General features: G+C 71.2%; 13 protein-coding genes. All 13 read right to left on the bottom strand.

Annotated features, from left to right (window positions below; all coding sequences use genetic code 11):
- On the bottom strand, nucleotides 1–292 hold a 292-nt coding region (locus ACFV7Q_RS24455; RefSeq protein WP_385431417.1), incomplete at its 3' end, for an FAD binding domain-containing protein.
- Complete coding sequence (locus ACFV7Q_RS24460; protein ID WP_385431418.1) at nucleotides 289–2,736, bottom strand: xanthine dehydrogenase family protein molybdopterin-binding subunit; 2,448 nt, start codon at nucleotides 2,734–2,736, stop codon at nucleotides 289–291. The genes ACFV7Q_RS24455 and ACFV7Q_RS24460, both read right to left, overlap by 4 nt.
- Nucleotides 2,737–2,740: 4 nt before the next feature.
- On the bottom strand, nucleotides 2,741–3,295 hold the full coding sequence (locus ACFV7Q_RS24465) for a (2Fe-2S)-binding protein (RefSeq protein ID WP_385431419.1): 555 nt from the start codon (nucleotides 3,293–3,295) through the stop codon (nucleotides 2,741–2,743).
- Nucleotides 3,280–3,894: an NADPH-dependent F420 reductase gene (locus ACFV7Q_RS24470; protein ID WP_385431420.1), complete on the bottom strand. Its 615-nt coding sequence runs from the start codon at nucleotides 3,892–3,894 to the stop codon at nucleotides 3,280–3,282. Before ACFV7Q_RS24470 ends, ACFV7Q_RS24465 begins: the two co-directional genes overlap by 16 nt.
- Nucleotides 3,895–3,973: 79 nt before the next feature.
- Nucleotides 3,974–5,458, bottom strand: a complete 1,485-nt coding sequence (locus ACFV7Q_RS24475) for an aldehyde dehydrogenase family protein (protein WP_385431421.1) — start codon at nucleotides 5,456–5,458, stop codon at nucleotides 3,974–3,976.
- Between the two features lie 34 nt (nucleotides 5,459–5,492).
- Complete coding sequence (locus ACFV7Q_RS24480) at nucleotides 5,493–6,233, bottom strand: type 1 glutamine amidotransferase domain-containing protein (protein ID WP_385431422.1); 741 nt, start codon at nucleotides 6,231–6,233, stop codon at nucleotides 5,493–5,495.
- A gap of 72 nt (nucleotides 6,234–6,305) precedes the next feature.
- On the bottom strand, nucleotides 6,306–7,049 hold the full coding sequence (locus tag ACFV7Q_RS24485) for an AAA family ATPase (protein WP_385431423.1): 744 nt from the start codon (nucleotides 7,047–7,049) through the stop codon (nucleotides 6,306–6,308).
- Nucleotides 7,049–8,329, bottom strand: a complete 1,281-nt coding sequence (locus ACFV7Q_RS24490; protein WP_385431424.1) for a PP2C family protein-serine/threonine phosphatase — start codon at nucleotides 8,327–8,329, stop codon at nucleotides 7,049–7,051. Before ACFV7Q_RS24490 ends, ACFV7Q_RS24485 begins: the two co-directional genes overlap by 1 nt.
- On the bottom strand, nucleotides 8,311–8,784 hold the full coding sequence (locus ACFV7Q_RS24495; protein ID WP_385431425.1) for an ATP-binding protein: 474 nt from the start codon (nucleotides 8,782–8,784) through the stop codon (nucleotides 8,311–8,313). The genes ACFV7Q_RS24490 and ACFV7Q_RS24495 overlap by 19 nt, the downstream gene beginning before the upstream one ends.
- Nucleotides 8,781–9,092 (bottom strand): STAS domain-containing protein, encoded by a 312-nt coding sequence (locus ACFV7Q_RS24500; protein WP_385431426.1) that lies wholly within the window; start codon nucleotides 9,090–9,092, stop codon nucleotides 8,781–8,783. Before ACFV7Q_RS24500 ends, ACFV7Q_RS24495 begins: the two co-directional genes overlap by 4 nt.
- Before the next feature lie 81 nt (nucleotides 9,093–9,173).
- Nucleotides 9,174–11,315 carry a glycogen debranching protein GlgX gene (gene glgX / locus ACFV7Q_RS24505; protein ID WP_385431427.1) on the bottom strand — a complete coding sequence of 714 codons (2,142 nt, stop codon included), beginning with the start codon at nucleotides 11,313–11,315 and terminating at the stop codon, nucleotides 9,174–9,176.
- Complete coding sequence (locus tag ACFV7Q_RS24510) at nucleotides 11,312–11,710, bottom strand: STAS domain-containing protein (protein ID WP_385431428.1); 399 nt, start codon at nucleotides 11,708–11,710, stop codon at nucleotides 11,312–11,314. Before ACFV7Q_RS24510 ends, glgX begins: the two co-directional genes overlap by 4 nt.
- A gap of 41 nt (nucleotides 11,711–11,751) precedes the next feature.
- The gene (locus ACFV7Q_RS24515; RefSeq protein ID WP_385431429.1) at nucleotides 11,752–13,572 is read right to left on the bottom strand and encodes an AGE family epimerase/isomerase; all 1,821 of its coding nucleotides are present in this window, start codon (nucleotides 13,570–13,572) and stop codon (nucleotides 11,752–11,754) included.

The following is a 13,572-nucleotide window of genomic DNA, read 5'->3' on the forward strand; positions in this document are numbered from 1 at the left end:
GCGCCCACCGATATCTACACACCCTAAATCGGCGGCAGCGTCTGATGTTTATAAGAGACCGGTGGGTGGTGAGCGCCCCGAACCGGACCCCGCCGGGGCTGCGGGCGATGCCCCGCAGCCCCGGCAGCCGGCGTACGTCGACCAGCAGGCGGGCGCTGTCCTCCCCGGCGCGCAGGGCGGGCAGCAGGCTCTGGCCGCCGGCCAGCACCCGGGCGTCCCGGGCGCCGGACAGCAGGTCGAGGGCCTCGGCGAGGTCGGCGGGCCGGGCGTAGTCGAAGTCGGTGAGGATCACTGGGCCCCTCCGCGCAGGCGGCGCCACACCTTTTCGGGCGTGAGCGGCATGTCGATGTGCGTGACGCCCAGGTCGGACAGGGCGTCGACGACCGCGTTGACGACGGCCGCGGCCGGCGGCACGGTGGCGATCTCGCCGGCGCCCTTGGCGCCGAGGACGTTGTGCGGGGTGGGCGTGACCGTCCGGTCGAGCGTGAAGAACGGGGCGTCCGCCGCGCGCGGCAGGGCGTAGCTGCTGAGGTCACGGGTGAGCAGGACGCCCTGCTCGTCGTAGACGGCGGCCTCCATCAGGGCTTGGCCGAGGCCGTGGAGGATGCTGCCCTCGATCTGGCCCCGCACGACCTTCGGGTTGCCGATGTTGCCGGCGTCGTCGACGGCGGTGTACGCCACCACCTCGGTTTCGCCGGTGAGTTCGTCGACCTCGACGACGGCGACGTGGGTGCCGAAGGGGTAGTTGAAGTCCGGCGGGTCGAAGTGGGTGGTCTCGTCGAGGGCGGGCTCGATCTCGGGGGGCAGCCCCCAGCCGTACCAGAGGGCCATCGCCATCTCGGAGAACGTCTTGCCGTTGTCCGGGTTGCCGGCCTCGTGGACCCGGCCGGCGTCGTAGACGACCCGGTCCTCGGGGACGCCGAGGAGCACCGCGCCGGCCCGGACCATCTTGTCCTTGATCTTGCGGGCGGTGAGGGCGACCGCGGGCGCGGCCATGCTGTACGAGCGGGAGCCGTACGTGCCCTGCCCGTACGGGGCTTTCAGCGTGTCCCCCTCGTACACCTGGACGGCGGCCGGGTCGATGCCCAGTTCGGCGGCGGCGACCTGCGCGAAGACGGTTCCGTGGCTCTGGCCGGTGGAGGCGGAGCCCACGGTGACGGCGACCTCGCCGGTGGGGTGGACGCGGATGTTGGCGCTCTCCCAGGTGCCGCCCAGCATGCCCTCCTGGGACATCCGGGTGGACGGGCCGACCCCGCAGACGGCGACGTAGGTGGCGAGCCCGACGCCGAGGCGCTTGCCGCGGGCGCGGGCCCCGGCCTTGCGGGCGGGCACGTCGGCGTAGCCCGACAGCTGTAGGGCCTTGTCGAAGTTCTCCCGGTAGCTGCCGGAGTCGTAGGTCCAGCCGAGGCCGTTGTCGTACGGGAAGCGGTCGTCCGGCACCAGGTTCCGGCGGCGGACCTCTGCCGGGTCCATGCCGATCTCGCCGGCGTACCGGTCGACGAGGCGTTCCATCAGGAACGCGGCCTCGGCGCGGCCGCTGCCGCGCTGGGCGCCGAGCGGCACGGTGTTGGTGAAGGCGGCGTACACCTCGCAGAACGCGGCGGGGATCTCGTACATGCCGGTGAGGGAGCGTCCCATGAGCGCGGTGGCGACGCCGGGGCCGATGGTCGACGGGTAGGCGCCGAGGTTGGCGTAGCTGGTGCAGCGCACGGCGGTGATGCGGCCGTCGCGGGTGCCGGCGAGGGTGGCGTGCTGGCGGTGGTCGCGGCCCTGGACGGTGGAGTTCATCAGGCCGGTGCGGGTGTCCACCCACTTCACGGGCCGGCCGAGCGCCTTGGACAGCAGCAGGACCAGCGCCATGTCGGGGTAGAGGTACCCCTTCGTGCCGAAGCTGCCGCCTACGGTCGGTGCGATCACCCGGAGCTTGTTGAAGGGGATGCCGAGGACCAGCGCCGACAGCAGGAAGCGGTGGTTGTGCGGGCCCTGGGTGGAGGCGTACAGGGTGTACTCGCCGGTGGCGGCGTTGAAGTCGCCGACGGCGCCGCGCGGCTCGATGGGGCTGTTGATGGTGCGCTGGTTGACCAGGTCGAGCTCGACGGTCACCTCGGCCCGGGCGATGGCCGCGTCGGTGGCCTCCTCGTCGCCGCAGGTCCAGTACGCGTTCAGGTTGCCCGGGACGGCGTCGTGCAGCTGCGGGGCGCCGTCGGCGAGGGCGTGGTCGGCTCGGGTGACCACGGGCAGCGGCTCGTACTCGACGGCGATGGCGGCCAGGGCGGCGGCGGCCTGGTGCGGGGTCTCGGCGACGACCACGGCGATCGGGTCGCCGACGTGCCGGACGGTGTCGCCGGAGAGGACCGGGCGGGCGCCGGGAAGTCCGTAGGGGTGGGGCGGGAAGTGGCTCTCGACGCCGCCGGGGATCCAGATGCAGGGCAGCGGCATGACGTCGGGGAAGTCCGCGGCGGTGGCCACCTTCAGCACGCCGGGCAGCTGCTCGGCGGCCTTGGTCTCGACGGACAGGATCCGCGCGTGGGCGTGCGGGCTGCCGAGGATGGCCATGTGGGCGGTGCCGGGCAGGTTGATGTCGGCGACGTACACCGCCTCGCCGCGCAGGAGCTGCGGATCTTCGCGGGCGTCGAGGGGCGCGCCGAGCACACCGCCGGCCGGCGTCTGCTCTTGCGGTTCCGCCTGTTCCCGGTCCTGCTCCTGGAGCGGGTCCTCCCCCGTAACGGCGGTCATGTCCTCACCCCTCCCGTCCGGACGCGGAGGCGGGCACGGCCGCGTTCTCCCCGAGCTCCTCGGGGACCTCGGCGCGGGCGGCGGCGCAGGCGCGCTGCACGCCCCGTACGACGCTGTGGTAGCCGGTGCAGCGGCACAGGTTGCCGGTGAGCCACTCGCGGATCTCGGGTTCGGTCGGGGCCGCCCGGCCGGCGGCGTCGTTGGTGAGCGCAGTCTCGACGAGTTCGCCCAGGGCCATGACCATGCCGGGGGTGCAGAACCCGCACTGGGTCCCGTGCTCCTCGCGCAGCGCCTCCTGGAGGCCGGTGAGGCCGCCGCCCTCCTCCCTGACCCCCTCGATGGTGGTCACCGCGGAGCCGGCGGCCGAGGCGGTGAGGACCAGGCAGCTCTTGACGGACCGGCCGTCGAGTCGGACGACGCAGGAGCCGCACTGCCCGGTGTCGCAGCCGATCTTGGTGCCGGTCAGGCCGAGGCCGTCCCGGAGCCGTTCCACGAGCAGTTCGTTCGGCCGGGCCGAGAACTGCTCGGGTCTTCCGTTCACGTTCAGTGAGAGATCCATGCCAGCGCCTCCGCTTGCGTGAGCGGCCGGTTGAAAAGGGGCCCGCCGGGCTGCTGGAGAATTCCTCCGGCGTGCAGCGGGCCGGTGTCGACGGCGGCGAATCCGAGATCCGTGATGATTCCCGCGACGATTTCCTTCGCTTTTCCGTCGTCGCCCGCCGTGAAATGGGCCAGGCGCTCGCCCTGGGCGGTGCCGGCCACGGCGAGGGTTTCGTAATGCATGGTGTTCAGGGACTTCACGACCCGTGCGCCGGGATACCACTCGGCGACGAGTTCGCTTGAGGTGCGCCCGTCGAGGTCGGCGGGGGTGCCCGGGCCGCCGAACGCGTTCGTGGCGTCCACCAGCACCCGGTCGCGCAGGGCGTCCGGCGGCAGCAGCCCCCGGACCGCGGCGTGGGGCAGCATCAGCACCAGGAGGTCTGCCCGGTCGGCGGCCCCGGCGGGGTCCGCCGCCGCGGCCGCCGGGCCCAGTTCGGCCAGTAACGGGCCGATGGACTGAGGGCCGCGGGCGTTGGCGAGTACGACCTCGTGGCCGGCGGCCACCAGGATGCGTGCCAGGGTGGAGCCGATCCGCCCGGTGCCGATGATGCCTGTGCGCATGTGCTGCTCCTCGTCGTGGCCGTCGTGCCGTCGTGCCGCGGGCGCCGTCGGACCGTGGTGCCCGGGCGCCGCCGGGCCGTCAGTCCATGCCGATCCAGACCGACTTGGTCTGGGTGTAGCTTTCGAGGGATTCGGGTCCGCACTCGCGCCCGTAGCCGGACGCCTTGTAGCCGCCGTAGGGCACCGAGGGGTCGTACTGGTTGTAGCAGTTGACCCATACCGTGCCGGCCTTGATCTGGGAGGCGACGCGGTGCGCCCGCCGCAGGTCCTTGGTGTGGACACCGGCGGCCAGGCCGTAGGCGCTGTCGTTGGCGATGCGGATGGCGTCTTCCTCGGTGTCGAACGGGATGATCGACAGGACCGGGCCGAAGATCTCCTCCTGGGCGATCCGCATGTCGTTGTCGACCCCGGTGAAGACGGTCGGCAGGAAGTACAGCCCCTGGCTGGAGGCCCCCTCGGGGGTCCAGCCGGTGCCGCCGGTGCGCAGGACGGCACCTTCCTTCTCCCCGACCTCGATGTACGAGCTGACCTTGTCGAACTGGCCGCGGTGGGCCAGTGGTCCGAACAGGGTCTCCGGGTCGCGCGGGTCGCCGGGCTTGAGGGCGGCGGCCCGGCGGACCAGGCGCTCGACCAGCTCGTCGTGGATCGGGCGCTGGAGCAGCAGCCGGGAGCCCGCGGTGCAGATCTCGCCCTTGTTGTAGTAGATGCCGAAGAAGGCGAGTTCCTCGGCGGCGTCGAGGTCGGCGTCGGCGAAGACGATGTTGGCGGACTTGCCGCCGAGTTCCATCGTGACCTTCTTCAGGGTGCCGGCCGACTTGCGGATGATCGACTGGCCCACGGCGGTGGAGCCGGTGAAGGCGATCTTGTCGATGCCGGGGTGGTCGGTGAGGGTCTCGCCGAGCTCCACGCCGGGTCCGGTGATCACGTTCAGCACGCCGTCCGGGATCTCCGCCTCCTGGAAGAGCTCGGCGATCTTCAGGGCGGTGAGCGGGGTGGCCGGGGAGGGCTTGTGGACGACCGTGTTCCCCGCCGCGAGCGCCGGTGCGATCTTCGTCATCGACAGCAGCAGCGGGAAGTTGAAGGGGGTGATGGCGCAGACCACGCCGAGCGGCTCGCGCAGGGTGTAGGCGAGCTGTCCGCCGGCCGGGGCCCGGGAGGAGCCGTCGACGCGGGTGACGGCGCCGGCGTAGTAGTGCATCAGCTGGGCGGCCATGGGGGCGTCGACCGTGCTGGAGAAGGCGAACGGCTTGCCCATGTCCACCGTCTCCAGGAGGGCGATCTCCTCCAGGTCGCGTTCGATGAGTTCACCGACCCGGTTCAGCCGCAGGGCGCGCTCCTGGGCGGACAGTCTGCTCCAGGGACCCTCCTCGTACGCCGCGCGGGCGGCGGCCACGGCCGCGTCCGCGTCGGCGGTGGTGGCCTGGGCCACCGGTACGATCTCCTGTCCGTCCACGGGGCTGATGTCGGGCTCGGTCCGGCCGTCCTGCGCCGGTACCCACTTGCCGCCGATGAACAGCTTCCCGGGGTTGGCCAAGGGCTGGTCGCTGAGCGCGCGCCTGGTCATGGCTGATGCCTTCCGGTGTCGGGGGTGCGGGGTGCTAGCCCTTCGCGAGCTGCTGCAGGAACGTCTCGGCGAGGGCCTTCGATGAGTAGGGGTTCTGGCCGGTGGTGAGGTTGCGGTCGACGACCACGTGGGAGTCCCAGATCGCCTCGGCCTTCTCGTAGCGGGCGCCGAGCCGGGTCAGCTCGGTCTCCAGGATCAGCGGGAGCCGGCCGGCCATGCTGGTGACCAGTTCCTCGCTGTGCGAGAAGGCGGTCATCCGGTAGCCCTCGAAGGGCCAGCGGCCCTCGCCGTCGCGCAGGGCGAGCAGTGCGGTGTGGCCGTGGCAGACGGTGGCGATCGGCTTGTCCCGGGCGATGGCCCAGCGCAGGACCTGGGCGAGGGCGTCGGACTTGGGGAGGTCTCCGATGGCGCCGTGGCCGCCGCTGACGTACAGGCCGTCGTACGCGGCGACGTCCTCCTCCTTCAGGGACTCCACGGCGAGGGGGGTCTTGAGCTGGGGGGCGCTCTCGATGACTCTGACGTACTCGGCGGCGTTGGCTGCGTCCTCGTCGGGTGAGCCCTGGGGGCGGACCCACTTGAGGAACTGGGGGTCGATGCTGGTCTGGTCCACGGTGGGGAGCCGGCCCCCGATCGTCGCCACGTCCACGGTGTGGCCCGCGGCGGCGAACAGGGTGTAGGGGACCACGAATTCCTCGGCCCAGAATCCCGAGGGGTGCTCTTCTCCGTCCAGCAGGTGGAGGGTCGCCTTGGCCGTCATGACGACAAGAATCTTCATGACTTCTTTCTCCTTGTTCAGGAATCGCTGCCGATTCAACACGCCGCTCGCGGAGGGCGTAAGGGGGGAGCGTCAGGCGCGGGATACTTCGTCACGTGCGTCCAACGCCGAGATGATGGTGCGGAATTCACCGACCAGGGGGTGGTCGGGATGGGCTTCGGCGAATATGCGTTCGCCGTACAGGGCGGCCATTTCCGGGACGTACGGGAGGATTCCGGCCAGGGGGGCGCCGTACACCTCCTCGGCCCGGCGGCGGGCCCCGTCCAGGTCCACCCCCGCGGGAGCCATGCTCACGACAAGTGCGCGACGGCAGGCGAGCCTCCCGGCGAGGGCGATCGTCTCCTCCACCCCCATCAGGTCGATCCGGTCCGCCCTCGCCATGATCATCAACACGTCGGCGCTCGCCATGGCCGCCACCGACTCGTTGTTCAGCCCCGCATGGGTGTCGAGCAGCAGCACGTCCAGACCGTAGTGGTCCGCCAGCCGGTCGAAGCCCTCCGGCAGCAGCCCGACGTCGTACCCGCTCGCCATCAGCTCGCGCAGCTCGGCCGTCCCGGTACGGGCCGGTACGACGTAGGGCCCGCGCGGGCCCGCCCGCCGGGCGGCGGCCTCGATCTCGCACCGCCCGAGCAGGTAGTCGGCCAGGGAGGGGCCCGGGCCGAGCCGGAAGAGCAGGTCCAGGGTGGGCGACTGGATGTCGGTGTCGACCACCCCGACCCGGCGCCCGTCGCCCGCCAACAGGAGGGCGAGGTTGGCCAGGACCGATGACTTCCCGGTGCCGCCGCGGTGCGAGTGCACCACGACGGTCCGGGCCATCAGGCCACCGCCGTACGGCCCGCGGCGGGCCGGTCCGCCGCGGCCGGTCCGGCGTGCGGCCCCCGCGCCGCACGGGGCCGGTGCAGCGCCAGCATGGTGACGTCGTCGTGCTGTTCGGCTGTGCCGGTGTGCTCGCGTACGGCCGTGTCCATCCGGTCGACCACCTCACTGCCGCTCCCCGGGGGGCCGGCGAGCAGCTCCAGCATCCGCGCGTCTCCGAGGAACGTGCCGTCGGGGCAGCGGGCCTCCGGCACTCCGTCGGTGAACACGAACAGGGTGTCCCCGTGGTTCAACTGGGCGTAGCCGAGCGTGAACACGCAGTCGGGCAGCACCCCGACGGCCGGCCCGGTGACGTCCAGCGCGAGTGGGTCCCCGCCGTCGGCACGCAGCAGCAGCGGCGGGTTGTGGCCGCCGTTGATGTAGACGAGGCTGCCGGTCAGCGGGTCGAGCACACCGAAGAACAGGGTGGCGAAGTAGCCCTGCCTGAGGTGGTTGCGGGTGAGGTAGCCGTTGGTGGCGGTGACCGCGTTGAGCAGCGGGGTGGCACCCACGACGGGGATGCGGCGGCTGCCGCCGGCCCGTCCGGCGGCCACCAGGTGCTGGAGTCCGCTGTTCTCGGCGGTGTGCCGCAGCAGGGAGCGGATCAGGGCCATGAAGAGCGCGGCCCCGACCCCCTTGTCGCAGACGTCGGCGACTACGACGGCGAGTCTTCGTCCGCGGGATATCTGGAACACGTCGTAGAAGTCACCCGCGACCTGCCGGGCGGGCCGGAACCGGACGTCGATCTCCCAGCCCTCGGGGACCGGCAGGGCGTCGGGCAGGAAGCCGGCCTGGATCTCGCGGCCGATCTCCAGCTCCTTCTCGTAGCCCATGAGCTCGGCGCGGGCGTCGGCCTCCCGCAGGGTGCGGCCGAGCCCGGCGCGCTCGGAGCAGCTGTGCAGCCGGGCGCCGACCAGGGCGGGCAGGAACGGGGGGACGAGGTAGTCGTGGCCGAGCCGGACGTGCTGCTCCAGGGCGGCGAAGCCGGTCACCGTCCAGACGACGACGATCGGCGCCCCGGCCCAGCCGCGCAGCCGGCGTACGGCCAGGCGTACCGCCTCCCCCTCGGTCTCCGCCGGGGCGAGCAGCACGTCGGCGACGGGCAGCGCGTCCGGCGGGCCGACGAGCAGCTCGCGCAGGGTGAGGCCGACCAGCTCCGCGTCCATCAGGCGCAGCGCGTGGAGGAGCTCGCCGGGCGGCGGCGGGTACTCGTCGAGGATGATCACGGTGGTGGAGGGCATCGGTCCGTCCCCTCGGCTGTGACGGTCAGCGTGCTGATGTTGCGGCCGTCCCTGCGTGCGTAGCCGAACTCGTCCACGCTGGTCAGCGCCAGGTGGATGCCGAGTCCGCCGATCCGCCGGCGCTCGGGGGGAGTCCCGGGGGCGGGCGGTAGGCGCCCCGCGACGGGGTCGAAGGCGGGCGCCCCGTCCACGAGGACGATCTGCACCCGGCCGGGGCCGGAGCGGCCGCGGACGGTGATCCGCCCGCCGCCGCCCCGGTACCCGTGCATGACGATGTTGGTGGCCAGCTCGTCCACGGCAAGCCGGATCCGGTACGTGGCCCGCTTGTCGAGGCCCGCTCCGGCGGCCAGCCGCAGGACGAACGCGGCGATCTCGCCCAGCGCCCCCAGCGTGGCGGGCACCTCCAGTTCGGCGGGCGTCCGCGCGAGTTCGACCATCTCGCTCCTGTGGCTCACTGGTCGGAGAGGACGATGCTGCGGTCCAGCCCGGCCGTCCGGATGGTCCGCGAGACGGGCTCGATCGCGCCGACCACCTTGATGGTCACGTGGTCCGCGACCTTCTGCTGGGCGAAGACCAGGGACCGCAGCCCGGCGCTGGCCATGTAGCCGACCCCGGCCATCCTGATCTCGACCGTGGACGTGCCGTGCCCGGCGGCCTTCTCGATGGTCTGGTGGAACTCCGGCGCGGTCTTGGCGTCCAGCTCGCCCGCCAGCTCGATCACGGTGGTGTCGCCCTCGATGCTCAGGGACACGGAAAGCGGCATGTCAGGTCTCCTTCGGGCGTACGGGTCGGGAGGGTGCGGTCGGGTCCCGCCGCGGGGCGGTGCCCCGCGGCGGGACAGCGGTCAGAGCGCGCGGTCCGGGTCGGGGGTGCGGCCGACCAGGACCACCACCGAGCGCGGGCCGATCAAGTACTTCCCGGCGTTGTCCAGCTCGGGCTCGGTGCCGGGGGTGCGGATGTCGTGCGGGGCCTCGGCCCCGGTGTCCGCGAACAGGTGCCAGCTGCGGCCGTGGGGCAGCGCCGGCAGCTCCAGGTCGTGCGCCTCCCAGTGGGAGTTCATGGCCACGTAGACGACGTCGTCGTCGCCGAGGCCGCAGCGGGCCACCGCCAGCAGCCTGCTCTCGCCCGACCAGTCGGGCTGCCAGGCCCGCGCGCCGTGCCAGCTGATGTCCGGCAGGCCCAGGCCCTCGCGGATCTGCCCGGTCGGGTGGGAGGTGGAGCGCAGCTCCCGGTGGCGGCCCCGGAAGGCGATCATCTCCCGGGTGAAGCGGAGCAGTTCGGCGTTCTCGTCGACCTGGTCCCAGTCGAACCAGGACAGCTCGTTGTCCTGGCAGTAGGTGTTGTTGTTGCCCTGCTGGGTGCGGCCGACCTCGTCGCCGGCCAGCAGCATCGGGATGCCCTGGCTGGTGAAGAGGATCGCCAGCGCGTTCTTCGTCTGGCGCAGCCGCAGCTCGTTCACCGCGGGGTCGTCGGTGGGTCCCTCCGCCCCGCAGTTCCAGCTGTTGTTGTCGTTCGCCCCGTCGTTGTTGCCCTCGCCGTTGGCCTCGTTGTGCTTGTCGTTGTACGAGACGAGGTCGGCCAGGGTGAAGCCGTCGTGGGCGGTGAGGAAGTTGACCGAGGCGGAGGTGCCGCGGCCGGAGTACATGTCCGGGGAGCCGGCGAGCCGGGTGGCCAGCTCCCCGGTGACCCCGGCGTCGCCCTTGAGGAAGCGGCGCACGGTGTCGCGGTACTTGCCGTTCCACTCCGCCCAGCGGCCGTACGCCGGGAAGTTGCCGACCTCGTAGAGTCCGCCCGCGTCCCAGGCCTCGGCGATGAGCTTGGTGTGCCGCAGGACCGGGTCGTACGCGAGCGTCTCCAGCAGCGGCGGATTGGGCAGCGGCGTGCCGTCCGGGGAGCGGCCGAGGATGGCGGCGAGGTCGAAGCGGAACCCGTCGATGTGGTAGTCGGCGACCCAGTGGCGCAGGCAGTCGAGGACGAAGTTGCGCACGACGGGGTGGTTGCAGTTGACGGTGTTGCCCGTGCCGCTGAAGTTGAAGTAGTACCCCTCCGGCGTGAGCATGTAGTAGGTGGCGTTGTCGAGGCCCTTGAAGGAGATCGTCGGGCCCTGCTCGTTGCCCTCGGCGGTGTGGTTGAAGACCACGTCGAGGATGACCTCGATGCCGGCCGCGTGCAGGTCCTTGATCAGGGTGCGGAACTCGTCGCCCTGCATCCCGTAGCGTCCGGTGGCCGCGTAGCCGGCCTTGGGCGCGAAGAACGAGACGGTGTTGTAGCCCCAGTAGTCGTAGAGCCGCTCGCCCGTCTCCGGGTTCGTCCGCGGGTTGTCGCTCTCGTCGAACTCGAACACCGGCAGCAGCTCGATGCAGTTGACCCCGAGCTCCTTCAGGTACGGGATCTTCTCCCGCAGCCCCGCGAACGTGCCGGGGGCGGTGACCTGCGAGGAGGGGTGCCGGGTGAAGCCGCGCACGTGGGTCTCGTAGACGACGAGGTCCTCGGCGGGCAGCCGCAGCGGCGTGTCGTCTCCCCAGTCGAAGTCCTGCAGGCAGACCCGGGAGCGGTACTGGTAGCCGCGGCTGCGGTCCGGCTCCACGCCCCACACGTCCCGGCCGGCGATCAGTCGGGCGTAGGGGTCGGAGAGGACCTGGCGGGCGTCGAAGCGGTGACCGGTGATCGGGTCGTAGGGGCCGTCGGCCCGGTACCCGTACTCGATGTTCTCGTGGTCGAGGCCGAAGACCGTCATGGCGAAGACGCTGCCGGTGCGGAATTCCTCGGGGAACTCCAGCTCGGCCATCGGCTCGGGCTCTCCGCGCTCGTAGATGACCAGGGTCATGGAGGTGGCCTGGTCGGAGTAGACGGAGAAACTGACCCCGCCGGGGACCACGTTGGCCCCGAACGGGTAGGGCTTGCCCGCGCGGACGCGGTACCCGCCCACTTCGTGGGTCGGGTACGCGTCGACGCGCAGGACTTGCTCGGACCGGGCCTCGGTCATCGGGCGACCGCGCTCTCGACCGGAGTCCGGGTCCTGTCCGCGGCCCGGGTGCCCGCCTTGGCCTTGGCCTTCGCCTCGGCCGCGGCGGCCTCGCCGGTCTCGAAGAAGTCGAGGAAGCCGGTGGCCGACATGACGAACCGGACTTCCTCGCTCACCCCGTACAGGGTGACGGCGACCCCGGCGTGCTGTGCCTCGCGGTAGACGACCAGCAGCGTGCGCAGGCCCGCGCTGGACACGTACGTGACGGCCGTGAGGTCGATGCGCAGCGGCCGGCCCTCGCGGACCAGCGGCAGGAGCGCCCCCAGCAGCTGTCCCGAGGTCTCGCTGTTGATCTCGCCGGTGGCGACGAGCACGGTGCCCGCCTTGTTCCGGCGTTCCTTCACGTTCAGAGTCATGGCTTGCTTTCCCCTTCTGTCGGGGCGCCCCCCGTTGAGCGCTATGACGTCACCGGCCGCAGCCGGACTTTGACCTTGACCCGCCCCTGGACGTCGGGCAGCCGGACCGTGAGCCCGTCCGCGTCGAAGTCCGTGTACGGCTTCTCGTCGATCTCGACGGACGCGATCCGCACCGAGCCCGCCGGCAGCAGGTCGGGCGAGACGCGCAGCACGCGGTCGGGCAGGCCGGTCGGATCGGGCTTGAAGTGGAAGTCCATCTCCCGGCCGTTGATGAGCAGGTTGTTGTAGACGGCGGCGAGGTAGCACAGCTCCGCCGAGTGGTACATGGACATCGAGTGGCTGCCTTTGAGCCGCTCGGTGCCGAGCAGGTACGGGGTACCGCTCGCGAGGACGTTGAAGTAGACGGCTCCCTCGTCGTGGTCGAGGAAGAAGGTGTTGTAGAAGGCCTCGGCCTGCCGGGCCTCGCGCAGGAAGGCCTCGTCGCCGACCGTGCCGTGCAGGATGAGGTAGGCGAGGATCGCCTGCTCCTGCTGCCACCAGGCCTTGCGGTCGTGCCAGGCGAAACGGTACGCCTCCTGGTCGCCCTGCTTGATCCGCTCGACCACGTCGTACCAGCCGCCGCGCTGGAGGTCGCTGCCGGCCTCCGGCATGATCTCGCCGATCTTGCGGGCGAGGTCGGCGTAGGCGGGCTTGGCCTTCAGCGAGTTCATCCGCATCAGGTTCCAGGCGATCTTCAGGTTGTGGCCGACGACCGCGCGGTTCTGCTGCCAGCTGTGCGCGGTGTCGTGCGACCAGTCGCGGAAGAAGCGCTCCTGGACGAACGGGCTGTTCGCGTAGTCCGGGAACCGCTCCGCGATGGTGTCGAAGGTGTACTCCAGGAAGTCGGCGTACTTCCGGTCGCCGGTCGCCAGGTACAGGTTGATCAGGTAGGCGGGCGCGTGGTCGCCGACCGAGTTCCAGTTCTTGCGCTCGGCGTTCTCGCCGAGGGACTCGTGGTCCGGGCTGAACAGGATCGGGTCGATGTGCGAGTAGTAACCGCCCTGCTCGCGGTCGAGGAAGAACTTGTCGAAGAGCCGGATGGTGGCGTCGGCGTCGCTCTTGATCCGCACGTCGCCGGTGACCCGGTAGGTCTGGACCGGTCCGGCGAGGGCGTAGATCTGCTCGTACATCGGGATCGCGTCGTAGTCGTCGGCGAACTCCGAGGTGAACAGCTTCTTCTCGGTGTCCCCGTCGACGCTGATGCCGTGGTACCAGTAGACGACGTCCTCTTCGCTGTCCACGACCCGCATGTGCTTGCGCAGGTACTCGGTGCCGCGCTCGGCGACCTCCAGGTACTCGTCCTTGCCGGTCAGCAGGTAGGCCGAGGCCATGCCGTAGACCAGGCGGGAGATCGTGTCGGTCTCCTGCACGTGGCTGGCGGTCTTGTCCCCGCCGAGCCGGATCTCGGTGCGGTACTCGGTGAAGTCGACCGGCCCGTCGCCGAACTGCGCCCGCTTGTAGAAGTCGGCGAGCGACTCGATCTGCTTGATCCACCAGCCCGACTCCTCGAACCGGAAGTCCTCGGCGCCGCGGCCCAGGAACACCAGGCGCTTGGCGTCGAACCGACCGCCGTGCTCGGGGTAGTGGACGCCGTAGGCGAACAGGTACCGGCCGGGCGAGAGCATCTCGTCGATGTGCCCGGAGGCGTCGATGTACGGCTCGTCGAGGTTGCGGACCAGCTCGGCGCTGGGGCCGGAGGCCAGCGAGACGGCGAACTCGCGGCCGTCCGAGGTCTTCAACCGCAGCAGGCGGGAGGCGCTGTCGAACCGGCTGACGTAGCCCGCGATGGTGTCGGAGAAGGAGAAGCTCACGGCGTCCGCCAT

The organism is Streptomyces sp. NPDC059851 (genome assembly GCF_042732005.1).
In the GTDB taxonomy this organism is placed as follows: Bacteria; Actinomycetota; Actinomycetes; order Streptomycetales; family Streptomycetaceae; genus Streptomyces.